We start from the raw sequence: 24,285 nt of genomic DNA, 5'->3' as shown, positions 1-24,285 counted from the left end.
TTCCGCCATAAAGACCGAAAGACCACAACCCCCCGGGTGATTTCGCCGGGGGGTTCACTGCTGCCCGAATCTGGGCAGGGGGAGTCGACAGACGGCCCGAACTCCCCGCATAACGAACAGAGTTAGCTGTCCTTCGGACAACAGCTGGTCAAATCCTTGTTGCAGACCTGTCAAACGGGCTTCTTCGCTGGCACGCTCACAGCCGCACCACCAACCCCCACACCCCCACGCTTTTCAGCGAAGGAGCCCGCGTGACCCGCCAGCAGTCCTCGCACCGCCGTACCTCCGTCCGCGCCGCCGCCCTGATCGCCTCGGCCGCCATGGTCGTCATCGGAGTCCAGACCGGATCCGCCAGCGCCGATGCCCAGCGCGAGGCCGGTGCCACCGCGATCAAGCTGTCCGGCCCCCAGCGCGCCGCCGCCATCCACGAGGCCCAGGGCGAGGCCGCCGCCACCGCCGCGGCCATCGGTCTGCCCGCCCAGGAGAAGCTGGTCGCCCGCGACGTCGTCAAGGACGCGGACGGCACCGTGCACACGCGCTACGAGCGCACCTACCAGGGCCTCCCGGTCCTCGGTGGCGACCTGGTCGTCCACGAGAAGACGTCGGGCGCCCGCACGACCACGAAGGCGACCGAGGCCCGCATATCCGTGGCGAGCACCACGGCGGCGGTCACCCCCGCGAAGGCGCAGAAGGCGGCCCTCGCCTCCGCCGCGAACACCGACGAGTCCGCCTCCGGCGCCCGCAAGGTGATCTGGGCGGCCACCGGCAAGCCGGTCCTGGCCTGGGAGACGACCGTCACGGGCGTCCAGCACGACGGCACCCCGAGCCGCCGCACCGTCGTCACCGACGCCACCACGGGCAAGGAGCTCTTCTCCGACGAGGCCATCGAGACGGGCGTCGGCAACACGATGTACAGCGGGCAGGTGACGCTCGGCACGGCCCCCTCGTACACGCTGACGGACACCGCGCGCGGCGGCCACAAGACGTACGACCTCAAGGGCGGCACGTCGGGCAAGGGCACGCTGTTCAGCAGCACGACGGACACGTGGGGCAACGGCCTCGCGAGCAACCGCGCGACGGCGGCCGCCGACGCCCACTACGGCGCGGCCGTGACCTGGGACTTCTACAAGAACGAGCTGGGCCGCAACGGCATCCGCGGAGACGGCGTCGCCGCCTACTCGCGCGTCCACTACGGCAACGCGTACGTGAACGCGTTCTGGGACGACTCCTGCTTCTGCATGACGTACGGCGACGGCATCGGCAACGCCCACCCGCTGACGTCCCTGGACGTGGCCGGCCACGAGATGTCGCACGGCCTGACGTCCTCCACCGCGAACCTCCGCTACAGCGGTGAGTCCGGCGGCCTGAACGAGGCGACCTCGGACATCTTCGGCACGTCGGTCGAGTTCTACGCGAACAACGCGTCGGACAAGGGCGACTACCTCATCGGCGAGAAGATCGACATCAACGGCGACGGCTCGCCGCTCCGTTACATGGACAAGCCGAGCAAGGACGGCGGCTCCGCCGACTACTGGTCGTCGTCGGTCGGCGGCCTCGACGTCCACTACTCCTCGGGCCCGGCGAACCACTTCTTCTACCTGCTGGCCGAGGGCAGCGGCACGAAGACGATCAACGGCGTCACCTACAACTCGCCGACGTCGAACGGCTCCACGGTCACGGGCATCGGCCGTCAGGCCGCGTACAAGATCTGGTACAAGGCCCTGACGACGTACATGACGTCGACGACGAAGTACGCCGGCGCCCGCACGGCGACCCTGAACGCGGCGAAGGACCTGTACGGCGCGAACAGCACCCAGTACAACGCGGTCGCCTCCGCCTGGACGGCGATCAACGTCAAGTAACCGCCCCACCCCGCTGACCGAGGACGCCCGCCCCACCGGCCGGGCGTCCTCCGGCGTTTCCCGCACCGCACGGGAGGGCCGGGGGGGGCAGGACCTACTTCCGGCCGGGTGTCCACTTCATGCCGAGTCGGTACGCACGGGAGATCACGTCCTGGACTCCGGGGCCGTCCGCCGGGGTGAACCAGCGCACCTCGCGTCCGATGACGAGCTCGCCCTTCTGCCGCTTGATGAGGGCGATGGCGCAGGCGCGCGCCTGGGGCGGGCATGCGTCGAGGACCACCCGGAAGCGGTCGCCGCGGTCGGAGGTCAGGGTCACCACGGCGTCGAGGCCGCGAAAGTCTCCGGCACCTTGGTAGATGTAGACGAAGAGCAGGAGCTTCTGGAACTCGGCCTGGTGGTCCAGGTTGATGACGAGGTTCTCGCCCGTCTCCGTGGCGCCGGTCCGGTCGTCCGCGTCGAGCGCGACATAGGGGAAGCGGTCCACCGCGCCGAAGGCGTTGCCCAGGGCCTGGACCACGGTCTTGGAGCCGTCGGTGCAGCGGATCATGCAGCCGAGGTCGAGGTCGACCGTGGTGGCCGTGGCCGACCGCAGCGAGGCCCGGATCCGACCGAACAGCCCGCGCGCCTCCCCGACCGCCCGCTGGGCGGCGGCCTGCGGCGAGGTCCAGTTGAGGTTGACCTTGATCAGCCCGGAGGTCACGCCGTGCTTGTCCAACGAGACCGTGGGCGAAGCCTTCGTCAGGTCCACGGCGGCGGGCTTGGTCATACGACACCTTTCCGAAGGGGGAGGGCGGGTGACGACAGTACAGGCGGGGGGAGTGGGGCCGCAGGGGAGTTGGACTCATGGCGAAAACGATTGGCGGGGGATAACGAGGTCTATTTCCGGGTCAGGTTCGAGACACTGGCTCGATCGCTATCGGTGCCGCTGATTCGAGGTCGATGGTGTCGCCGTCGTCCTCGGAAAGAGCCTCGTCGGGGTACTCGGCAGGCACGACGACCAGCATTGTGTGGGGACAGTTCGCATGGGGAGGGGACAGGGGTGGGCGGCAACACGTGGACACAGACGGGCCCGTATCAGGCTGATCTGGCAGCTGCCTTCCGGCAGGCCCAGGAGGCGAGCCTGACGGAGGACGATCACGGTTTCGGAGGGCGATCCATCGAGGAGCTGTGGCGCGATCCGGAGTGGCACGAGTACGTCTTCACTGGCGGTACCTGCACGGTGCTGGACTTTCCCCGCATGGTCGACGCCACGGATCAGAGTGACGGTCCGTTCATGCGGCCGCTGACCGACAGCGAGGTGCGCGCCTGGTCCCCGGGCGGCCGACCCACCTACGAGGACTGGGACGAGGCTCTCGACACGGAACGGTTGGAGTTCCCCGACCGTGCCCAGGGGAACTGCACGGTGCTCTATCGCGACGGCCGGCCGGACCTGATCGGCTACTGGGGCGTGACCGCCGACTAGCCGGACCGCTTCGACGTGAGGCCCTGGGGCCTGTCTCGGCGCCTGCGTCGCTTCCGCGGTCCCACTTGAGACGATGCCTCACGGCCCAGGCCGCGCGGAGGCCGCGGCCTCCGACATGCGGCCGCCCACCCGCACATACAACAAGACCCCGCTCTCAGCGTTTCCGCTGATCACGGGGTCTGTGTGGCACTTCCTGCGAAGTGCCCCCGGCAGGATTCGAACCTGCGCACACGGCTCCGGAGGCCGTTGCTCTATCCCCTGAGCTACGGGGGCGTCCGCCGCGTTCGGCGGCGACGGGTTGAACCCTACCAGCTCTCCGGGCGTGCCTGTGAACAGGTATTTCCGGGGCGTCACCGGGGGGTGCGTCCCCCGCACGGGTCGGAAGTGGGGAAAACCCGGACGCGGCCGTGGGGGGCGGCCTACTCTCGTTCGTGTGTCAGGCGCGTCCGGTCGGGTGCTCGTTGTCGATGACAACAAGGTGATCCGGCAGTTGATCAGGGTCAATCTCGAACTCGAGGGGTTCGAGGTCGTGACCGCGGCCGATGGTGCCGAGTGTCTGGATGTCGTGCATCAGGTCTGTCCTGATGTCGTCACCCTGGACGTCGTCATGCCCCGCTTGGACGGGATCAAGACCGCCGAGCGGCTGCGCGCCGATCCCCGGACCAGTCATCTGCCCGTGGCGATCATCAGTGCCTGCGGCGAGCACGAGGTCGGAGGGGTCTCCTCCGGTGTCGACGCCTTTCTCGCCAAGCCCTTCGAGCCCTCAGAGCTCGTCCGCGTCGTGCGGCAGTTGATGCACCGCGAGCGGCGCGAGCGGTCCGAGTCCGCCGGGCCCGACGGGGGAGAGGAACCCGCCGCAGTCGAGCCCCTGACGGAGCAGGACCCCCGGCGGGCCCGGAGTGCGCGCGGGTCCCTCGGATGAGCTGACGTCCTCCCGGTGCCCGCATGGCGAAACCGGTTCGCGTTCCGACCCCCCTCCTCCCCTAGGCTTGTCCCGTGACCCCCGCGGACCTCTCCCTCACCGTGCAGCACGCCGTGCGCCGTGCGGTCGACGACGGTGCGCTGCGGGTCGACGTCCCCCCGCGCGTCAAGGTCGAGCGGGCCCGTCCCGGCGGCACCGGGGAGTACGCCAGCAGCGTCGCGCTCACCCTCGCCCGGCCCGCCGGGCGCACCGCCCTCGACGTCGCCGAGGTCCTGAAGGAGCGGCTCCAGGGAGCCCCCGGGATCCTCGCCGTCGACATCACCGGGCCCGGCTTCCTGAACTTCACCCTCCGCCGCGACGCCGGCGGCGATCTCGTACGGGCCGTCCGCGCCGCCGGAGCCTCGTACGGACACGGCTCCGCCCTCGCCGGGACCGTCGTCCGGTTCGCCGAGGTGACGGAGTCCCGGGCCCGGGTCGTCACCGACGTCGTGGTGCGGCTCCTGCGGAGCCAGGGCGCCGACGCCGGGTACGGCGGGACCGAGCGGATCCACGTGCTCGGCGGCGGCGACCCGCTCGACGCCCTCGGTGTCGACGCCGCCCGGTGGAGCCTGCTGCGGGCCGCGCCCCAGGACCGTCCCCTCGACGGGCCGCCCCTCCTCGTCCAGCACGAGCGCAACTCCCTCTTCCGCGTCCGGTACGCCCACGCCCGGGTGCGGCGGCTGCTCGTCAACGGCGCGCAGCTCGGCGTGCGCCCCGCGTACGAGACCGCGTACGAGACGGATCCCCACGCCTCCGAGCTTCTCGGCGTCCTCGGCGACCACCCCGTCGCCCTCCTGAGCGCCGCCCGCCACCGCGCCCCCGACCGGGTCGCCCGGCACCTCGAAGCCACCGCCGACGCGCTGCTCGCGTTCCAGCACGGCGTCCTGCCGCTCGGCGACGAGAAACCCTCGGCCGCCCACCGCTCCCGGCTCGCGCTCGCCGAAGCCGCCGGGACGGTGCTCGCCGGTGGCCTCTCCCTGCTCGGCATCAGCGCACCCGACCAGATCTGAAAGACGCACACCATGAGCCGTTCCGCCCACCCCGCCGGGCCCCGCCACGCCGACGTCCTCCCCGAGGGCCACTACGCGGCCCCGCCCGCCGACCTCAACCGCCTCGACCCCAAGGTCTGGTCCCGGACCGTCGCGCGCGACGAGCGCGGTGTCGCCACCGTCGGCGGGATCGCGGTGGACGCGCTCGCCGAGGAGTTCGGCACGCCCGCCTACTTCCTCGACGAGACCGACTTCCGCGCCCGCTGCCGCGCCTGGGCCGAGGCCTTCGGCAAGGACGCCGACGTCTTCTACGCCGGCAAGGCCTTCCTCTCCCGCGCCGTCGTGCGCTGGCTCAAGGAGGAGGGGCTCAACCTCGACGTGTGCTCCGGCGGCGAGCTCACCACCGCGCTGTCGGCCGGCATGCCCGCCGAGCGGATCGCCTTCCACGGGAACAACAAGTCCGACGAGGAGATCCGGAACGCCGTCGAGGCCGGGGTCGGGCGGATCGTGCTCGACTCCTTCCAGGAGATCGTCCGGGTCGCCCACGTCGCCCAGTCCCTCGGCCGCCGCCAGCCGGTGCAGATCCGGGTGACCGTCGGCGTCGAGGCCCACACCCACGAGTTCATCGCCACCGCCCACGAGGACCAGAAGTTCGGCATCGCCCTCGCCGGCGGGCAGGCCGCCGAGGCCGTGCGGCGGGCGCTCAAGCTCGACGGGCTCGAGCTCATCGGCATCCACTCGCACATCGGGTCGCAGATCTTCGACATGGCCGGCTTCGAGGTGTCCGCGCGGCGCGTCGTGCAGCTGCTCGCCGAGGTGCGCGACGAGCACGGCGTCGAGCTGCCGGAGATCGACCTCGGCGGCGGCCTGGGGATCGCGTACACCTCCGACGACGACCCGCGCGAGCCGCACGAGATCGCCAAGGCGCTGAACGAGATCGTCACCCGGGAGTGCGAGTCCGCGGGGCTGCGGACGCCGCGGATCTCCGTGGAGCCGGGGCGGGCCATCGTCGGACCGACCGCCTTCACCCTCTACCGGGTCGGCACCGTCAAGCCCCTGGAGGGGCTGCGGACGTACGTGAGCGTCGACGGCGGCATGTCGGACAACATCCGCACCGCCCTGTACGACGCCGAGTACAGCGTGAGCCTCGTCTCGCGGACCAGCGACGCCGAGCCGATGCTCTCCCGCGTCGTCGGCAAGCACTGCGAGAGCGGTGACATCGTCGTGCGCGACGCCTTCCTCCCCTCGGACCTGGCGCCCGGCGACCTGATCGCCGTCCCGGCCACCGGCGCCTACTGCCGCTCCATGGCCAGCAACTACAACCACGCCCTCCGGCCGCCGGTCGTCGCCGTCCGCGACGGCGAGGCGCGGGTCGTCGTCCGGCGCGAGACGGAGGAAGATCTCCTGCGTCTCGACGTGGGCTGATGAAATAGTCGCGTGGTGAAATAGTCGGGTGATGAAATCGATGTCTCAGGATCCGGACTTGGGACGGAATCCCTCGTCCGGTGAGTGAGACTGGTTCCACCGTAGAAATACGACGACGAAGCTGTACGAGAAACGAGGTCGGATGATGCGTACGCGTCCGCTGAAGGTGGCGCTGCTGGGCTGTGGAGTGGTCGGCTCAGAGGTGGCGCGCATCATGACGACGCACGCCGACGACCTCGCCGCGCGCATCGGCGCGCCCGTCGAGCTCGCCGGTGTCGCCGTCCGCCGGCCCGACAAGGTCCGCGGGGGCGTCCCCGCGGACCTGATCACCACCGACGCGACCGCCCTGGTCAAACGCGGGGACATCGACGTCGTCGTCGAGGTCATCGGCGGCATCGAGCCCGCCCGCACCCTGATCACCACCGCGTTCGAGCACGGCGCCTCCGTCGTCTCCGCGAACAAGGCGCTGCTCGCCCAGGACGGCGCCGGCCTGTACGCCGCCGCGCAGCGGCACGGCCAGGACCTCTACTACGAGGCCGCCGTCGCCGGCGCCATCCCGCTGATCCGCCCGCTGCGCGAGTCCCTCGCCGGCGACAAGATCAACCGGGTGATGGGCATCGTCAACGGCACGACGAACTTCATCCTCGACAAGATGGACAGCTCCGGCGCCGGATACTCCGAGGCGCTCGACGAGGCCACCGCCCTCGGGTACGCCGAGGCCGACCCCACCGCCGACGTCGAGGGCTTCGACGCCGCCGCCAAGGCCGCCATCCTGGCCGGGATCGCCTTCCACACGCGCGTCCGTCTCGACGACGTCTACCGCGAGGGCATGACCGAGGTCACCGCCGCCGACTTCGCCTCCGCCAAGCAGATGGGCTGCACCATCAAGCTGCTCGCCATCTGCGAGCGGGCCGCCGACGGCGAGTCCGTCACCGCCCGCGTGCACCCGGCGATGATCCCGCTCAGCCACCCGCTGGCGTCCGTCCGCGAGGCCTACAACGCGGTCTTCGTGGAGGCGGACGCCGCCGGGCAGCTCATGTTCTACGGTCCGGGGGCGGGCGGCTCGCCGACCGCCTCGGCCGTACTCGGCGACATCGTCGCCGTCTGCCGCAACCGTCTCAACGAGGCGACGGGCCCCGGCGAGTCCGCGTACACCCAGCTGCCCGTGAGCTCCATGGGCGAGGTCGTGACGCGGTACCACATCAGTCTCGACGTGGCCGACAAGCCGGGCGTGCTCGCCCAGGTGGCGACGGTCTTCGCCGAGCACGGCGTATCCATCGATACGGTGCGCCAGAAGGGCAAGGACGGCGAGGCCTCCCTCGTCGTCGTCACCCACCGCGCGCCCGACGCCGCCCTCTCCGGGACCGTCGAGGCGCTGCGCAAGCTCGACACCGTGCGCGGTGTCGCCAGCATCATGCGTGTTGAAGGGGAGTAAGGACCCATGACCCACAAGGGCACCCACCAGTGGCGCGGCATCATCGAGGAGTACCGGGACCGCCTTCCGGTCACGGACACGACGCCGGTCGTCACGCTCCGTGAGGGCGGCACGCCGCTCGTCCCCGCTCAGGTCCTCTCCGAGCGCACGGGCTGCGAGGTGCACCTCAAGGTCGAGGGCGCCAACCCCACCGGCTCCTTCAAGGACCGGGGCATGACCATGGCCATCACCCGGGCCAAGGAGGAGGGCGCGCAGGCCGTCATCTGCGCCTCCACCGGCAACACCTCCGCCTCGGCCGCGGCCTACGCGGTCCGCGCCGGCATGGTCTCGGCCGTGCTCGTGCCGCAGGGCAAGATCGCGCTCGGCAAGATGGGCCAGGCACTCGTGCACGGCGCCAAGATCCTCCAGGTCGACGGCAACTTCGACGACTGCCTGACGCTGGCCCGCAGCCTCTCCGAGAACTACCCGGTGGCGCTGGTCAATTCGGTCAACCCGGTCCGCATCGAGGGCCAGAAGACCGCCGCGTTCGAGATCGTGGACATGCTGGGCGACGCCCCCGACATCCACGTCCTGCCCGTGGGCAACGCCGGCAACATCACGGCGTACTGGAAGGGGTACCGCGAGTACGCCGCCGACGGTCTCGCCACGCACCGTCCGCGCATGTGGGGCTTCCAGGCCTCCGGCTCCGCCCCGCTCGTGCGCGGCGAGGTCGTCAAGGACCCGTCGACGATCGCCACCGCGATCCGCATCGGCAACCCGGCCTCGTGGGACTTCGCGATCGCCGCGCGCGACGATTCGGGCGGCTTCATCGACGAGGTGACGGACCGTGAGATCCTTCAGGCGTACCGCCTGTTGGCCGCTCAGGAGGGCGTCTTCGTCGAGCCCGCGTCGGCCGCCTCGGTCGCCGGTCTGCTGAAGGCCGCCGCGCAGGGCAAGGTCGACCCCGGCCAGCGCATCGTCTGCACCGTCACCGGCAACGGCCTGAAGGACCCCGACTGGGCCGTCGCCGGCGCCCCGCAGCCGGTGACCGTCCCGGTCGACGCCGCGGCCGCCGCCGAGCGCCTCGGTCTGGCCTGATCCGAACCCCGTCACCGGGGCAGCCGTACTGATCGAAACCCGATCAGGAACGTACATAGGCGCACAGGTTGGCGCGCGACACGCATCGTGCGCCTCCTGTGCGCCCTATGTCGCCACAGAACCTTCCTTCGATAGGCTGTACCGAACCCGCCCCGACGCGTATGCGCGGTGTCGTTGCCGTTGTCGCCCCCGTGGCCGAAACGGCCCCCGGGTCCCCGAGTACTTCTCTTGAAATACCCGTTGTCGCAATCAAGGAGAGTCATCGAGCGATGGCCGGTCCCGCCTTCCGCGCCGCCGCCGTACGGGTGCGCGTCCCCGCCACCAGCGCCAACCTCGGCCCGGGCTTCGACGCCTTCGGCCTGTCGCTGGGGCTCTACGACGACGTCGTCGTCCGGGTCGCCGACTCCGGGCTGCACGTCGACATCGCCGGCGAGGGCGCCGAGACGCTCCCGCGCGACGAGAGCCACCTGCTCGTACGCTCCCTGCGCACGGCCTTCGACCTGCTCGGCGGACAGCCGCGCGGCCTGGAGGTCGTCTGCGCCAACCGCATCCCGCACGGCCGCGGCCTCGGCTCCTCCTCCGCCGCCATCTGCGCCGGCATCGTCGCCGCCCGCGCCGTGACCATAGGCGGGGACGCCCGGCTCGACGAGGCCGCCCTCCTGGAGCTGGCCACCGAGATCGAGGGCCACCCCGACAACGTCGCCGCCTGCCTCCTCGGCGGTTTCACGCTCGCCTGGACCGAGTCCGGTGCCGCGCGGGCGATCAGGATGGATCCTTCGGATTCCATCGTTCCGGTGGTTTTCGTCCCCGGCAAGCCGGTCCTGACCGAGACCGCCCGCGGACTCCTGCCGCGTCACGTCCCGCACGTCGACGCCGCCGCCAACGCCGGACGCGCCGCCCTCCTCGTCGAGGCCCTGACCCGCCGCCCCGAGCTGCTGCTCCCGGCGACCGAGGACCGGCTGCACCAGGAGTACCGCGCCCCCGCGATGCCGGAGAGCATCGCCCTCGTGAACCGGCTGCGCGCGGACGGCGTCCCCGCGGTCATCTCCGGCGCGGGCCCCACGGTCCTCGCGCTGGCCGAACACGGGACGGCCGACAAGGTCGCCCGCCTCGCGGGCGAGGGCTGGGCCGCGAACCGGCTCGATCTCGACGCGTCCGGAGCGAGCGTCCTGCCGCTGGCGCCCTAGGCGTGTGGCGGCCGGGGCGCCGGGCAGCGCCTCGGACTGGAGATTGCCGGTGAGGGAGAGGGGGAATGTTTGTCGGAGCCGGTAGTGTTAACCTCAAGTCTGCACCAGACCTCTTTGTGGAGCGGTGCGGAGTGTCCCCATCAGGGACCACCCATTCTTCCGGGAGCCTCCCCAACTGCCTGAGCAGCCTGCCTGAGCAGTTTCGAGCACGCTCCGGAACCGGCACGACACCCCTCGCTCTTCTTTCGAGCCGAGGGCCGAGCAGGGGGCGCTCGGGCCGGACCCACAGCACGTTCTCTCTCCGCCGTACCCGGCGGGACCACCGCTCCGGACTCGGTCCACGAACCAGGACCCTGCCGGACAGCACAACCGGTCGCCGAGCCAGATGGCCGACGTCCGCTCCAGGGAAGGACCCTTCGTGAGCGACACCACCGATCTGATGGGCGTGACTGCCGACAGCAGTGTCGACAACGCCGCGCCCGCCGCAGGTGCCACCGGCACCGCACGGCGCCGCCGCTCCGGCACCGGCCTCGACGGCATGGTCCTGGCCGAGCTGCAGCAGGTCGCGTCCGGCCTCGGCATCAGGGGCACCGCGCGGATGCGCAAGAGCCAGCTGATCGAGGTCATCAAGGAGGCGCAGGCCGGTGGCGGTTCCGCCGCCCCCGCCAAGGCCACCGACGCCGCCGACGCCAAGCCGAAGCGCCGCGCCACCTCCAAGGCCCGTACGGGCGAGACGGCCGAGGCCGCCGCGCCCAAGGCGGACAAGGCCGAGAAGGCCGTCGCCCAGCAGCAGATCGACATCCCGGGCCAGCCCTCCAAGCTTCCGGCCGCGTCGGAGCAGGGCGGCGCCCCCGCCGAGGACGCCCCGGCCGGCGAGCGCCGCCGCCGTCGCGCCACCGCCCCCGCCGGTTCGCCGGAGGGCGAGGCCAAGGCGGAGGCCGCCCAGGCCGTCAAGACCGAGACCCGTGAGGTCAAGGCCGAGCCGCAGGCCGACGCCAAGGCCGAGGCCGACGGCGCCGAGGGCCGTGGCCGCCGTGACCGCGGCGAGCGCGGGGAGCGCGGCGACCGCCGTGACCGCCGTGACCGTCAGCGCGACCGCAAGGGCGACGACCAGCAGGGCGGCGGCCAGGGCCAGGCCCAGGGCGGCCAGCGCCAGCGCCAGGGTGGCCAGGGCCAGGGCGGCCAGGGTCAGCAGGGTGGCCAGCAGGGTGGCCAGCAGGCCGGTCCGCAGGACGACTACGACGACGAGGCGGGCGGCCGTCGCGGCCGTCGCGGACGCTACCGCGACCGTCGCGGCCGTCGTGGCCGTGACGACTTCCAGGCCGGCGAGCCGCAGGTCGCGGACGACGACGTCCTGATCCCCGTCGCGGGCATCCTCGACATCCTCGACAACTACGCGTTCATCCGGACCTCCGGCTACCTGCCCGGCCCGAACGACGTGTACGTCTCCCTCGCCCAGGTCCGCAAGAACGGCCTGCGCAAGGGTGACCACGTCACCGGCGCCGTACGTCAGCCGAAGGAGGGCGAGCGCCGCGAGAAGTTCAACGCGCTGGTCCGCCTGGACTCCGCGAACGGCATGGCGGCCGACTCCGGCCGAGGCCGCCCGGAGTTCAACAAGCTGACCCCGCTCTACCCGCAGGACCGGCTCCGTCTGGAGACCGACCCGGGCGTGCTGACCACGCGGATCATCGACCTCGTGTCGCCGATCGGCAAGGGCCAGCGCGGTCTGATCGTGGCCCCGCCGAAGACCGGCAAGACCATGATCATGCAGGCGATCGCCAACGCGATCACGCACAACAACCCCGAGTGCCACCTGATGGTCGTCCTGGTCGACGAGCGTCCGGAAGAGGTCACCGACATGCAGCGGTCGGTCAAGGGCGAGGTCATCTCCTCGACCTTCGACCGTCCGGCCGAGGACCACACCACCGTCGCCGAGCTGGCCATCGAGCGCGCCAAGCGCCTCGTGGAGCTGGGTCACGACGTGGTCGTCCTGCTCGACTCGATCACCCGCCTGGGCCGCGCGTACAACCTCGCGGCGCCGGCCTCCGGCCGCATCCTGTCCGGTGGTGTCGACTCGACCGCGCTCTACCCGCCGAAGCGCTTCTTCGGTGCCGCGCGCAACATCGAGGATGGCGGCTCGCTGACCATCCTCGCGACGGCGCTCGTCGACACCGGCTCCCGCATGGACGAGGTGATCTTCGAGGAGTTCAAGGGCACCGGCAACATGGAGCTCAAGCTCGACCGGAAGCTCGCCGACAAGCGCATCTTCCCGGCCGTCGACGTCGACGCCTCGGGCACGCGCAAGGAGGAGATCCTCCTCGGCAGCGACGAGCTCGCCGTCACCTGGAAGCTGCGTCGCGTGCTCCACGCGCTCGACCAGCAGCAGGCGATCGAGCTGCTGCTCGACAAGATGAAGCAGACGAAGTCGAACGGCGAGTTCCTGCTCCAGATCCAGAAGACCACGCCGGGGTCCAACAACAACGACTGACGCGAGAGCTGCGTCACACGACGAGAGCGGGGCCCCGGTCCCGTAACCCCGCCGTGACCTGCGTGAACCACTGCGCCCACCGTGCCCCGCACGGTGGGCGCAGTGGCGTTACCGGACGAAGCTCGCTCAAACCTCACAGGCCCGCATGCAACCCTTTCGGATGCTTCACCGTCACAGAAGGTGAATCCTAGGGCTGAGGGAAGACGATGACCGAGCAGAGCAAGAGCGGCCGCGCACGCGGCGCGGGCAGCGGCACGCGCCGCAAGCAGCGCGCCAAGCGGCGCAAGGCGCCGATCCTCATATCGGGTGCCGCCGCCGTCCTCGTCCTCGGCGGCGCCGGGCTCGGCTACGTCTACCTCAAGCTCGACGGCAACCTCCAGGGCGTCGACATCAATGCCCAGCTCGGCACCGAGCGCCCGGTCGACGTCGACAACGGCTCCCTCGACATCCTCGTCCTCGGCTCCGACTCCCGCTCCGGCGACAACGGCGCCTACGGCAGGGACGAGGGCGGCGCCCGCTCCGACACCGCGATGGTCGTCCACGTCTACGAGGGCCACAAGAAGGCCAGCGTCGTCTCGATCCCCCGCGACACCCTCGTCGACCGTCCCTCCTGCACCGACGGGAAGGGCACCGCCGTCCCCGGCGAGCGCCGGGCCATGTTCAACACCGCCTACGAGGTCGGCGGCCCCGCCTGCGCCGTCAAGACGGTCGAGTCGATGTCCGGCATCCGCATGGACCACTACATCGAGGTCGACTTCACCGGCTTCAAGAAGCTCATCGACAAGCTCGGCGGCGTCGAGATCACCACGACGCAGCCCATCAAGGACGCCAAGAGCCACCTCGACCTCGCCCCGGGCACGCACACCCTGAACGGCGAGCAGTCTCTCGGTCTCGTCCGCACCCGCAAGAGCGTCGGCGACGGCAGCGACCTCGGCCGCATCCAGCTCCAGCAGGCCTTCATGAAGGCCTTCATCGAGCAGGTCAAGGACGTCGGCGTCCTCACCAACCCGGCCAAGCTGCTCGGCCTCGCCGACGCCGCCACCAAGGCCATCAGGCCCGACTCCGAGCTCGACTCGGTGCAGGAGCTGATGGGCTTCGCCAAGGGTCTCTCCGGCATCGGCGCCCAGAACGTCCACATGGTCACCCTGCCCGTCGAGTACGACCCCCGGGACCCCAACCGCGTCGTCCCCCTCGAAGCCCAGTCCCGGCAGGTCTGGAAGGCCCTCAAGGGCGACCTCCCGATCCCCGCGTCGGCGACCAAGGACACCGCCACCGGCAAGGCGGAGGGCGTCGTCAGGTAGTCGGGGAATAGTTCCGGCCCGACCCCGGTTTGGGGAGATGCGGCCGGTCCTGGCAGACTGGTACGTCGGCCCCGGTTCACGCTGTCCGCAACACCGCGGCGGCGACCCGGAGCCCTCCCGAAACTAGGAGACACCTTGAAGCGCGAGATTCACCCCGAGTACGTCGAGACCCAGGTCAGCTGCACCTGCGGCGCGTCGTTCACCACCCGTAGCACCCTCACCGAGGGCACCATCCGTGCCGAGGTCTGCTCCGAGTGCCACCCGTTCTACACGGGCAAGCAGAAGATCCTCGACACCGGCGGCCGCGTGGCCCGCTTCGAGGCCCGCTTCGGCAAGGCCGGCTCCGCCAAGTAGCGAGCCCCTGCGCCGGTCCTCGGCCGCCCCGCGCGGGTGGCCGGGACCGGCGCTTTGCCGTCCCCGTAGCAACTGACGAAATCCCAGGAGCCCCCGATGTTCGAGGCGGTCGAGGACCTGGTCGGCGAACACGCCGGCCTCGAGACGAAGCTCGCGGACCCTTCGGTCCACGCCGATCAGGCGAACGCGCGCAAGCTCAACAAGCGCTACGCCGAGCTGACCCCGATCGTCGCCACCTACCGCTCCTGGAAGCAGACCGGTGACGACATCGAGACGGCCCGCGAGCTGATGCACGACGACCCCGACTTCGCCGCCGAGGTCAAGGAGCTGGAGAAGCAGCGCGAGGAGCTCACCGAGAAGCTCCGCCTGCTGCTCGTCCCGCGCGACCCGAGCGACGACAAGGACGTCATCCTGGAGATCAAGGCGGGTGCGGGCGGCGACGAGTCCGCGCTCTTCGCCGGCGACCTCCTCCGGATGTACCTGCGGTACGCCGAGCGCATCGGCTGGAAGACCGAGATCATCGACGCCACCGAGTCCGAGCTGGGCGGTTACAAGGACGTCCAGGTCGCCGTGAAGACCAAGGGCGGCAACGGCGCCACCGAGCCCGGCCAGGGCGTCTGGGCCCGGCTCAAGTACGAGGGCGGGGTGCACCGCGTCCAGCGCGTGCCCGCCACCGAGTCCGCCGGCCGCATCCACACCTCCGCCGCCGGCGTGCTCGTCACGCCCGAGGCCGAGGAGGTCGACGTCGAGATCCACGCCAACGACCTGCGCATCGATGTCTACCGCTCGTCCGGCCCCGGCGGCCAGTCGGTCAACACCACCGACTCCGCGGTCCGCATCACGCACCTGCCGACCGGCATCGTCGCCTCCTGCCAGAACGAGAAGAGCCAGCTCCAGAACAAGGAGCAGGCGATGCGCATCCTGCGCTCCCGGCTCCTCGCCGCCGCCCAGGAGAAGGCCGAGGCCGAGGCCGCGGACGCCCGCCGCAGCCAGGTCCGCACCGTCGACCGCTCCGAGAAGATCCGCACGTACAACTTCCCGGAGAACCGGATCTCGGACCACCGCGTCGGCTTCAAGGCGTACAACCTGGACCAGGTCCTCGACGGCGACCTGGACCCGATGATCCAGGCCTGCGTCGACGCCGACTCGGCGGCGAAGCTCGCCGCCGCGTAAGGCCCCCGCCAGCCCCACCCCGCACCACGGAGGACCAGCGTGAACCTGCTGCTTGCCGAGGTGGCCCAGGCCACCCAGCGGCTGGCCGACGCCGGCGTTCCCTCACCGCGTTTCGACGCCGAGGAGCTCGCCGCGTTCGTGCACGGCGTCAAGCGGGGGGAGCTGCACAACGTCAAGGACGCGGACTTCGACGCCCGCTACTGGGAGACCGTCGCCCGCCGCGAGGCCCGCGAGCCGCTCCAGCACATCACCGGCCGGGCGTTCTTCCGCTACCTGGAGCTCCAGGTGGGGCCCGGCGTCTTCGTGCCCCGCCCGGAGACCGAGTCGGTCGTCGGCTGGGCCATAGACGCCGTGCGCGCCATGGACGTCGTCGAACCGCTCATCGTCGACCTGTGCACCGGCTCCGGGGCCATCGCCCTCGCCATGGCGCAGGAGGTGCCGCGCTCGCGCGTGCACGCCGTCGAACTCTCCGACGACGCCCTCGTGTGGACCCGCAAGAACGCCGAGGGCTCCCGCGTCACCGTCCACCAGGGCGACGCGCTCCGCGCGCTGCCCGAGCTGGACGGCCAGGTCGACCTGGTCATCTCCAACCCGCCGTACATCCCGCTCACCGAGTGGGAGTACGTGGCGCCCGAGGCCCGTGACCACGACCCGGAGATGGCCCTCTTCTCCGGCGAGGACGGCCTCGACACCATCCGCGGCATCGAGCGCACCGCCCACCGGCTGCTGCGTCCCGGCGGCCTCGTCGTCATCGAGCACGCGGACACCCAGGGCGGGCAGGTGCCGTGGATCTTCAACGAGGAGGCCGGCTGGGCGGACGCCGCCGACCACCCCGACCTGAACAACCGGCCGCGTTTCGCGACCGCCCGCAAGGCGATGCCATGACCGCCATGACGAACCACGCGTACGAGGAGGCCGGGATCTGATGGCACGGCGATACGACTGCAACGAGGCGACCGATCGCGTGACCGGTCTGCGCGAGGCCGCGTCCGCCGTCCGCCGGGGCGAGCTGGTCGTGCTGCCCACCGACACCGTGTACGGGATCGGGGCGGACGCCTTCAGCAGCGAGGCCGTCGGGGACCTGCTGGCCGCCAAGGGCAGCGGCCGCAACATGCCCACGCCCGTGCTCATCGGCTCCCCGAACACCCTCCACGGCCTCGTCACGGACTTCTCCGAGCACGCCTGGGAGCTCGTCGACGCCTTCTGGCCCGGCCCGCTGACCCTCGTCGCCCGGCACCAGCCGTCGCTCCAGTGGGACCTCGGCGACAGCCGGGGCACCGTGGCCATCCGGATGCCGCTGCACCCGGTCGCCATCGAGCTGCTCACCGAGGTCGGCCCGATGGCCGTCACCTCGGCCAACCTCACCGGCCACGCGGCGCCGGAGGACTGCGACGCGGCACAGGGCATGCTCGGCGACTCCGTCTCCGTCTACCTCGACGGCGGCCCGATCCCCGGCCTCGTCCCCTCGTCCATCGTCGACGTCACGGGCAAGGTGCCGGTGCTGCTGCGCGAGGGCGCGCTGTCCCCGGAGGAGCTCCGGAAGGTCGTACCCGACCTCGAGGTGGCCAGTTGACCGCCCCTGAGGGGCGTGGCATAGCGGGGTTCGACGACGACAGCAGCACCTTCCGCATCCTCCACGTCAGCACCGGCAACGTCTGCCGCTCGCCGATCACCGAGCGGCTGACCCGCCATGCCCTGAGCGACCGCCTGGGCGATCCCCTCGGCGGCGGCCTCATCGTGGAGAGCGCGGGCACGTGGGGCCACGAGGGCGCCCCCATGGAGGCCAACGCGGAACTGGTCCTCGCGGACTTCGGCGCGGACTACAGCGGCTTCGTCGGCCGGGAGCTCCTCGACGAGCACGTCATCCGCGCGGACCTGGTCCTCACGGCGACCCGCGACCACCGCGCGCAGGTCATCTCGATGGGCCACTCGGCGGGCCTGCGCACCTTCACGCTGAAGGAGTTCACCCGCCTGGTCCGCGCGATCGACCCGGCCACGCTCCCGGACCCGCGCGACGAGGGCATGGTGGAACGCGCCAGGTCCCTGGTCCGCGCGGCGGCGGCCCTCCGCGGGTGGCTCCTGGCCCCGTCGCTGGACGCCGACGAGGTGAACGACCCGTACGGCGCCCCGATCACCTTCTTCCGCTCGATCGGCGACGAGATCAACCAGGCCCTGGACCCGGTGGTGACGGCCCTGACGGGGGTCTCGGCGCGGCGCTGAGGGGGCCGGCGCCAAGCGTGCGGCGCGGGCGGAGGAGCCGGCGAGCGGGGGAGCGGGGGCGCGCCTACATTGGGTTCATGCCGGTCACCGCGCCCCCCGATGAGGAACTCGACGTCCTGCGCCGGCAGGACCCCGAGGTCGCCGACGTGCTGGTCGGCGAGGCACGGCGGCAGGCCGACAGCCTGCAACTGATCGCGGCCGAGAACTTCACCTCGCCCGCGGTGCTCGCCGCGCTCGGCTCCCCGCTCGCCAACAAGTACGCCGAGGGCTATCCCGGCGCCCGCCACCACGGCGGCTGCGAGTACGCCGACGCCGTCGAGCGGATCGCCGTGGAGCGGGCCACCGCGCTCTTCGGAGCCGACCACGCGAACGTGCAGTCCCACTCCGGCTCCTCGGCCGTCCTGGCGGCGTACGCGGCCCTTCTCAGGCCCGGTGACACGGTTCTGGCCATGGGGCTCGGACACGGCGGGCACCTCACGCACGGTTCGCCCGCGAACTTCTCCGGCCGCTGGTTCGACTTCGTCCCGTACGGCGTGGACGCCGAGACGGGGCTCGTCGACCACGAGCAGGTCGCCGCCCTGGCCCGCCACCACCGTCCCAAGGCGATCGTCTGCGGCTCGATCTCCTATCCCCGCCACATCGACTACGCGGTCTTCCGCGAGATCGCCGACGAGGTCGGGGCCTACCTCATCGCCGACGCCGCCCACCCGATCGGCCTGGTCGCCGGGGGAGCGGCCCCCAACCCCGTCCCGTACGCCGACGTGGTCTGCGCGACCACGCACAAGGTGCTGCGCGGGCCGCGCGGCGGAATGATCCTCTGCGGCGAGGAGCTCGCGGACCGGATCGACCGGGCGGTGTTCCCGTTCACCCAGGGCGGCGCCCAGATGCACACGATCGCGGCCAAGGCGGTGGCCCTCGGCGAGGCGTCCACGCCCGCCTTCACCGCGTACGCCCATCAGGTGGTGGAGCACGCCCGGGTCCTCGCCGCCGCGCTCGCCGCCGAGGGCTTCGCGCTGACCACCGGCGGTACGGACACGCATCTCATCACCGCCGACCCCGCGCCGCTCGGCGTCGACGGGCGGACCGCCCGCACCCGTCTCGCCGCCGCCGGCATGGTCCTCGACACCTGCGCCCTGCCGCACGGGGAGAGCCGCGGGATCCGGCTCGGCACCGCCGCCGTCACCACGCAGGGCATGGGCTCCCCGGAGATGGCGAGAATTGCCGCACTGTTCACCGTCGCGTTGCGCGACGAACCCGGGGAGACGGCCCGGGTAAGGGCGGAAGTACGGGAGCTGACCGGCCGATTTCCCCCGTATGGACCCTGACGGGAGCCCGAGCGCAACCGTTCCGGGGGTACAGGTGTCTCACAGCACATGGACGGCACGGCTAGGGTGTGGGGCTGAGATGGCCAGCTATTCCTGTGGGGCAGCCCGTGCGTGATTACCTGCTGACGCTCTGTGTCACGGCCGCGGTGACCTATCTGCTCACCGGTCCGGTGCGGAAGTTCGCCATCGCGACCGGGGCGATGCCGGAGATCCGCGCCCGCGACGTACACCGAGAACCGACTCCGCGGCTCGGTGGCATCGCCATGTTCTTCGGGCTGTGCGCGGGACTGCTCGTCGCCGACCACCTTCAGAACCTGAACAGCGTCTTCGCGCAGTCCAACGAGCCCCGCGCGCTGCTCTCCGGTGCCGCGCTGATCTGGCTGATCGGCGTCCTCGACGACAAGTTCGAGCTGGACGCCCTCATCAAGCTGGGCGCGCAGATGATCTCGGCGGGCGTGATGGTCGCGCAGGGTCTGACGATCCTGTGGCTGCCGATCCCCGGCGTCGGCACGGTCGCGCTCACGCCCTGGCAGGGCACGCTCCTGACCGTCGCCCTCGTGGTCCTCACCATCAACGCCGTGAACTTCGTCGACGGCCTCGACGGCCTCGCCGCCGGCATGGTCTGCATCGCCGCCGCCGCCTTCTTCCTGTACGCGTACCGCCTCTGGTACGGCTACACGATCGAGGCGGCCGCCCCCGCGACGCTCTTCGCGGCCATCCTCATGGGCATGTGCCTGGGCTTCCTCCCGCACAACATGCACCCGGCGCGGATCTTCATGGGCGACTCGGGATCGATGCTGATCGGCCTGATCCTCGCGGCCTCCGCGATCTCGATCACCGGCCAGGTCGACCCGGACGCGCTGAAGATCTTCGAGGGCTCGACCCGGCAGGCCACCCACGCCGCCCTGCCCGTCTTCATCCCGCTGGTGCTGCCGCTGACGATCATCGCGATCCCGATGGCCGACCTGGTCCTGGCGATCGTGCGCCGCACGTGGAAGGGCCAGTCGCCCTTCGCCGCCGACCGCGGCCACCTGCACCACCGGCTCCTGGAGATCGGGCACTCGCACAGCCGCGCGGTGCTGATCATGTACTTCTGGTCGGCGCTCATCGCCTTCGGCACGCTGGCCTACTCGGTCCACTCGACGTCGATGTGGATCGTCCTCGGGGTCGTCGCGCTGAGCGCGATCGGCCTGGTGCTGCTCCTGCTGCCGCGGTTCACGCCGCGCGCGCCGCGCTGGGCCCAGTCCGTCGTGCCGCCGCGCTACCGGCGCCGCAGGCCGGCCGTCGCTCCGGCGGAGGCGGACGGGTCCGCGGAGGCCACCGGGTCCGCCGAGGAAGGCGACGCGGCGGAGGAGGAGCGGGAGCCCGTGCCCGCGGGAGTCAACGGAGCGACCGCCATCGGTCACCGCTCGCGCTTCACCGACAGAAGTAAGGCCGGGGCGCGCGGTTGACGAAAGCCCCATCCGGGGTCAATAGCAGACAACGCGCCTCGCTGTCGCGCACACACGCGCATGGTCACTCTCATGTGTGACGGTTGGCACACCGTATGGGTAAAGACCTATTCAAATAGTTTGTGATACGGTTCACGAGACCCGGCGACAGTGCCGAAAGACCGTAGTGCGACGGTCTGTTGGCCCCGAGACCCACCTCGGACCGGGCTTACGCTCGTCCATGACGACACCATCGCCCCCTCCAAGAGCAAGCGGAGACACCGCCATGCCGTCGAACGACGCACGCATCCTTCTGTACACCGCCGTACCCACCGCAGCCGTCGGCGCCGTCGCCACGGTCATCAGCGGGGTGGTCGCCGGTGGCAAGGGTGCGCTCGGCGCCGTCGTCGGCACCCTGGTGGTCCTTCTCTTCATGGGGATCGGGCAGCTGGTTCTCCAGCGCACGGCGAAGTCGCTTCCGCACCTCTTCCAGGCCATGGGGCTGATGCTCTACACGGCCCAGCTGCTGGTGCTCTTCATCTTCCTGGCCTTGCTGAAGAACACGACCCTGTTCGACTTCAAGGCCTTCGCCTTCACGCTTCTCGCCACGACCGTGGTGTGGGTCGCCGCACAGGCCCGGGCCTACATGAAGGCCAAGATCACGTACATCGACCCCGGAAACACGGGGTCCAAGTCGTGAAGGGTAGGGCCGGGATAAAGCCGCGTTCGGCTTCCTGCTATCGTCCGGTGCCAACTGCGGCACTGCGGACGCGGGCATCCGAAACGGCGCCTGTCCCAGCGAGAGGCTCGATGCCGAACCGCCGCCCCCTTATCCGTAAGACCAGTCCAGTGCCGACCCGCGGCTGCGCGCCGCGCCGACACAACGAGGTTGCCGTACCTATGCGCCACGCTGAAGGAGCCCGCGGTGAGTGCTGACCAGACGCTTGCCTTCGACCCGGATTGCCACATCTTCAGTGGATGTGGCTTCCCGGCGCCGGGCCTGCACACGTTCATGTACGAGCCCATCGCCACGGTGGGGGGCATCGACATCACCAAGCCGATGCTGCTCGCCGTTCTCGGCTCCATCGTGGTCGTCGGGTTCTTCTGGGCCGCCTTCAACAAGCCCAAGCTGATCCCCGGCAAGATGCAGATGGTCGGCGAGGCCGGTTACGACTTCGTGCGCCGCGGCATCGTCTACGAGATCATCGGCAAGAAGGACGGCGAGAAGTACGTCCCCTTCATGGTGTCGCTGTTCTTCTTCGTCTGGATCATGAACCTCTGGTCGATCGTTCCGCTCGCCCAGTTCCCGGTCACCTCGCTGATCGCCTTCCCGGCCGGTCTCGCGCTGATCGTGTACGTCATGTGGATCTCGCTCACCTTCAAGAAGCACGGCTTCGTGGGCGGCTGGAAGAACATCGTCGGTTACGACAAGTCCCTCGGTGCCATCCTCCCGATGGTCGTCGTCCTCGAGTTCTTCTCGAACCTCCTGATCCGGCCCTTCACGCACGCGGTGCGACTGTTCGCGAACATGTTCGCCGGTCACCTGCTGATCGTGATGTTCTCGCTGGCCACCTGGTACCTCATGAACGGCCTGGGCTTCGTCTACGCCGGCGCCTCGTTCGTGATGGTCCTCGTGATGACCGCGTTCGAGCTCTTCATCCAGGCCGTCCAGGCGTACGTCTTCGTCCTCCTGGCCTGCAGCTACGTCCAGGGCGCGCTCTCCGAGCACCACTGAGCCGTCACGGCCCCGTAGCTCCACCCCCGAATCCATCAGTCGTCCGGTGGCCAACCCCCATCGGGTCATTGAAAGAGAAGGAAGTAACGGCATGTCCGCTGCTCTCGACATGATCAACCTCGCCGCCGAAGGTGGCAGCGCCAAGACCAACGTCGTCGGCAACGTCGCCTCGATCGGTTACGGCCTCGCCGCGATCGGCCCCGGCGTCGGCGTCGGCATCATCTTCGGTAACGGTACGCAGGCGCTCGCCCGCCAGCCCGAGGCCGCCGGTCTCATCCGTACCAACCAGATCATGGGCTTCGCCTTCTGTGAGGCGCTCGCCCTCATCGGCATCGTCATGGGCTTCGTCTACCAGTAAGCCGGACCGACTGCCCGATTCTTTTTACGGAAGGCACTGATGTGAACGCTCTGCTTCTTGCGGCAGCGGAGGAGCCTCAGCCTCCTCTGATCCCGCATCTCGACGAGCTCGTCATCGGCCTGATCGCCTTCGTCATCGTCTTCGGCTTCCTCGCCAAGAAGCTCCTCCCGAACATCAACAAGGTTCTGGACGAGCGTCGCGAGGCCATCGAGGGTGGCATCGAGAAGGCCGAGTCGGCCCAGATCGAGGCTCAGAGTGTGCTGGAGCAGTACAAGGCCCAGCTCGCCGAGGCCCGCCACGAGGCCGCGCGTCTTCGCCAGGAGGCGACGGAGCAGGGCACCGCGATCATCCAGGAGATGAAGGCGGAAGGCCAGCGCCAGCGCGAGGAGATCGTCGCCGCCGGCCACGCGCAGATCGAGGCCGACCGCAAGGCCGCGTCCGCGTCGCTGCGCCAGGACGTCGGCAAGCTCGCCACCGACCTGGCCGGCAAGCTGGTCGGCGAGTCCCTCGAGGACACCGCCCGCCAGAGCCGCACGATCGACCGCTTCCTCGACGAGCTCGAGGAGAAGGCCGAGGCTGTCCGATGAACGGAGCGAGCCGCGAGGCACTGTCCGCCGCCCGTGAGTCCCTCGACGCGCTGACCGACAACACCCCGGTCGACGCGACGAAGCTCGCGGACGAGCTGGCCGCCGTCACCGTGCTGCTCGACCGCGAGGTGTCGCTGCGCCGGGTCCTGACCGACCCCGCCCAGTCGGGTGAGGCCAAGGCCGAGCTCGCGCAGCGACTCCTGCGCGGACAGGTGGGCGGCGAGACCGTCGACCTGGTCTCCGGCATGGTCCGCTCCCGCTGGTCGCGCTCGCGCGACCTGGTCGACGCGGCCGAGGAACTGGCGAACACCGCCGACCTCACCGCGGCGCAGAAGGCGGGCGCCCTGGACGACGTCGAGGACGAGCTGTTCCGGTTCGGCCGGATCGTGTCCTCCAGCCCCGAGCTCCGCTCGGCGCTGACGGACAAGGCCGCCACGGCCACCGCGAAGGGCGCGCTGCTCCGCAGCCTGCTCGGCGGCAAGGCCCACGCGACCACCGAGCGCCTGGTCGTCCGTCTGGTGACCCAGCCCCGGGGACGTAGCCTGGAAGCGGGACTCGAGTCCCTGTCCAAGCTCGCCGCGGCGCGCCGGGACCGGATGGTCGCGGTCGTCACCTCGGCGGTGCCGCTGTCGGACCGGCAGAAGCAGCGCCTCGGTGCCGTACTCGCGAAGCTGTACGGCCGCGCGATGCACCTGAACCTGGACGTGGACCCCGCGGTCCTCGGCGGGATCACCGTGCGCGTCGGCGACGAGGTCATCGACGGATCCATCGCGGAGCGCCTCGACGAGGCGACCCGTCGACTGGCCGGCTGACGGCAGCGACCACAGCAGCACACAGGCAGTACAGCAACACAGCATCACCAGCGGCCCGGTTGGGCCGTGCAGAGATTGCAGAAGATTCCTGGGGGTCGGCCCCC

23 protein-coding genes and 1 tRNA gene are annotated in these 24,285 nt (G+C 70.6%); 22 read left to right on the top strand and 2 right to left on the bottom strand.

Annotated features, from left to right (window positions below; genetic code table 11):
• Positions 1-251 precede the first annotated feature (251 nt).
• Positions 252-1,862 (top strand): M4 family metallopeptidase, encoded by a 1,611-nt coding sequence (locus tag ACFYXU_RS01740; protein WP_389456201.1) that lies wholly within the window; start codon positions 252-254, stop codon positions 1,860-1,862.
• 94 nt (positions 1,863-1,956) lie between these two features.
• Here the strand turns inward: ACFYXU_RS01740 and ACFYXU_RS01735 are convergent, their stop codons facing one another.
• Positions 1,957-2,628 (bottom strand): hypothetical protein, encoded by a 672-nt coding sequence (locus ACFYXU_RS01735; protein ID WP_389456199.1) that lies wholly within the window; start codon positions 2,626-2,628, stop codon positions 1,957-1,959.
• A gap of 273 nt (positions 2,629-2,901) precedes the next feature.
• On the opposite strand from ACFYXU_RS01735, the gene ACFYXU_RS01730 reads away from it, so the two are divergent.
• A complete protein-coding gene (locus tag ACFYXU_RS01730) occupies positions 2,902-3,324 on the top strand; it encodes a hypothetical protein (protein WP_389408050.1) in 423 nt (140 codons plus the stop codon).
• Positions 3,325-3,525: 201 nt separating this feature from the next.
• Here the strand turns inward: ACFYXU_RS01730 and ACFYXU_RS01725 are convergent.
• Positions 3,526-3,597: transfer RNA gene (locus ACFYXU_RS01725), tRNA-Arg, on the bottom strand.
• Between the two features lie 160 nt (positions 3,598-3,757).
• On the opposite strand from ACFYXU_RS01725, the gene ACFYXU_RS01720 reads away from it, so the two are divergent.
• From ACFYXU_RS01720 to ACFYXU_RS01625, 20 genes are all read left to right on the top strand, one after another.
• Positions 3,758-4,246, top strand: coding sequence for a response regulator (locus ACFYXU_RS01720; RefSeq protein WP_389456197.1), 489 nt, complete (start codon positions 3,758-3,760; stop codon positions 4,244-4,246).
• 74 nt (positions 4,247-4,320) lie between these two features.
• Positions 4,321-5,295: an ArgS-related anticodon-binding protein NrtL gene (gene nrtL, locus ACFYXU_RS01715; RefSeq protein WP_389408052.1), complete on the top strand. Its 975-nt coding sequence runs from the start codon at positions 4,321-4,323 to the stop codon at positions 5,293-5,295.
• Between the two features lie 12 nt (positions 5,296-5,307).
• Positions 5,308-6,699 (top strand): diaminopimelate decarboxylase, encoded by a 1,392-nt coding sequence (gene lysA / locus ACFYXU_RS01710; RefSeq protein ID WP_329851550.1) that lies wholly within the window; start codon positions 5,308-5,310, stop codon positions 6,697-6,699.
• Between the two features lie 142 nt (positions 6,700-6,841).
• Complete coding sequence (locus ACFYXU_RS01705; RefSeq protein ID WP_329851549.1) at positions 6,842-8,134, top strand: homoserine dehydrogenase; 1,293 nt, start codon at positions 6,842-6,844, stop codon at positions 8,132-8,134.
• A 6-nt stretch (positions 8,135-8,140) separates the two neighbouring features.
• Entirely contained in the window at positions 8,141-9,211 is a 1,071-nt protein-coding gene (gene thrC, locus ACFYXU_RS01700) for a threonine synthase (protein WP_361402418.1), read from the top strand.
• A 269-nt stretch (positions 9,212-9,480) separates the two neighbouring features.
• Complete coding sequence (thrB, locus tag ACFYXU_RS01695; RefSeq protein WP_361402415.1) at positions 9,481-10,398, top strand: homoserine kinase; 918 nt, start codon at positions 9,481-9,483, stop codon at positions 10,396-10,398.
• 418 nt (positions 10,399-10,816) lie between these two features.
• Positions 10,817-12,886 carry a transcription termination factor Rho gene (rho, locus tag ACFYXU_RS01690; RefSeq protein ID WP_376510701.1) on the top strand — a complete coding sequence of 690 codons (2,070 nt, stop codon included), beginning with the start codon at positions 10,817-10,819 and terminating at the stop codon, positions 12,884-12,886.
• Positions 12,887-13,092: 206 nt separating this feature from the next.
• Positions 13,093-14,187, top strand: coding sequence for an LCP family protein (locus tag ACFYXU_RS01685; RefSeq protein ID WP_376510703.1), 1,095 nt, complete (start codon positions 13,093-13,095; stop codon positions 14,185-14,187).
• A gap of 135 nt (positions 14,188-14,322) precedes the next feature.
• Positions 14,323-14,541, top strand: coding sequence for a 50S ribosomal protein L31 (gene rpmE, locus ACFYXU_RS01680; protein ID WP_030321069.1), 219 nt, complete (start codon positions 14,323-14,325; stop codon positions 14,539-14,541).
• Positions 14,542-14,637: 96 nt separating this feature from the next.
• The gene (gene prfA / locus ACFYXU_RS01675; protein ID WP_376510705.1) at positions 14,638-15,714 is read left to right on the top strand and encodes a peptide chain release factor 1; all 1,077 of its coding nucleotides are present in this window, start codon (positions 14,638-14,640) and stop codon (positions 15,712-15,714) included.
• A 39-nt stretch (positions 15,715-15,753) separates the two neighbouring features.
• Positions 15,754-16,599: a peptide chain release factor N(5)-glutamine methyltransferase gene (prmC, locus tag ACFYXU_RS01670; protein WP_073912424.1), complete on the top strand. Its 846-nt coding sequence runs from the start codon at positions 15,754-15,756 to the stop codon at positions 16,597-16,599.
• A 40-nt stretch (positions 16,600-16,639) separates the two neighbouring features.
• Entirely contained in the window at positions 16,640-17,287 is a 648-nt protein-coding gene (locus ACFYXU_RS01665) for an L-threonylcarbamoyladenylate synthase (RefSeq protein WP_329851538.1), read from the top strand.
• Positions 17,284-17,934, top strand: a complete 651-nt coding sequence (locus ACFYXU_RS01660; protein ID WP_376510709.1) for a protein-tyrosine-phosphatase — start codon at positions 17,284-17,286, stop codon at positions 17,932-17,934. The genes ACFYXU_RS01665 and ACFYXU_RS01660 overlap by 4 nt, the downstream gene beginning before the upstream one ends.
• 77 nt (positions 17,935-18,011) lie before the next feature.
• Positions 18,012-19,259 carry a serine hydroxymethyltransferase gene (gene glyA, locus ACFYXU_RS01655; protein ID WP_389456194.1) on the top strand — a complete coding sequence of 416 codons (1,248 nt, stop codon included), beginning with the start codon at positions 18,012-18,014 and terminating at the stop codon, positions 19,257-19,259.
• 107 nt (positions 19,260-19,366) lie between these two features.
• Positions 19,367-20,710, top strand: a complete 1,344-nt coding sequence (locus tag ACFYXU_RS01650; protein ID WP_376510713.1) for an MraY family glycosyltransferase — start codon at positions 19,367-19,369, stop codon at positions 20,708-20,710.
• Positions 20,711-20,975: 265 nt separating this feature from the next.
• Positions 20,976-21,389 (top strand): hypothetical protein, encoded by a 414-nt coding sequence (locus ACFYXU_RS01645; protein WP_389456192.1) that lies wholly within the window; start codon positions 20,976-20,978, stop codon positions 21,387-21,389.
• Between the two features lie 225 nt (positions 21,390-21,614).
• Complete coding sequence (gene atpB / locus ACFYXU_RS01640) at positions 21,615-22,424, top strand: F0F1 ATP synthase subunit A (RefSeq protein ID WP_329851531.1); 810 nt, start codon at positions 21,615-21,617, stop codon at positions 22,422-22,424.
• Between the two features lie 91 nt (positions 22,425-22,515).
• The gene (atpE, locus tag ACFYXU_RS01635; protein ID WP_024761915.1) at positions 22,516-22,782 is read left to right on the top strand and encodes an ATP synthase F0 subunit C; all 267 of its coding nucleotides are present in this window, start codon (positions 22,516-22,518) and stop codon (positions 22,780-22,782) included.
• 41 nt (positions 22,783-22,823) lie between these two features.
• A complete protein-coding gene (locus ACFYXU_RS01630) occupies positions 22,824-23,369 on the top strand; it encodes a F0F1 ATP synthase subunit B (RefSeq protein ID WP_329851530.1) in 546 nt (181 codons plus the stop codon).
• A complete protein-coding gene (locus ACFYXU_RS01625; RefSeq protein ID WP_329851529.1) occupies positions 23,366-24,181 on the top strand; it encodes a F0F1 ATP synthase subunit delta in 816 nt (271 codons plus the stop codon). The genes ACFYXU_RS01630 and ACFYXU_RS01625 overlap by 4 nt, the downstream gene beginning before the upstream one ends.
• The last annotated feature ends 104 nt before the right edge of the window (positions 24,182-24,285 follow it).

The sequence above is a fragment of the Streptomyces sp. NPDC002232 genome (assembly GCF_042890295.1).
In the GTDB taxonomy this organism is placed as follows: Bacteria; Actinomycetota; Actinomycetes; order Streptomycetales; family Streptomycetaceae; genus Streptomyces.
Note: the sequence above shows the minus strand (reverse complement) of the source record. Positions and strands in the feature narration are given on the sequence as shown.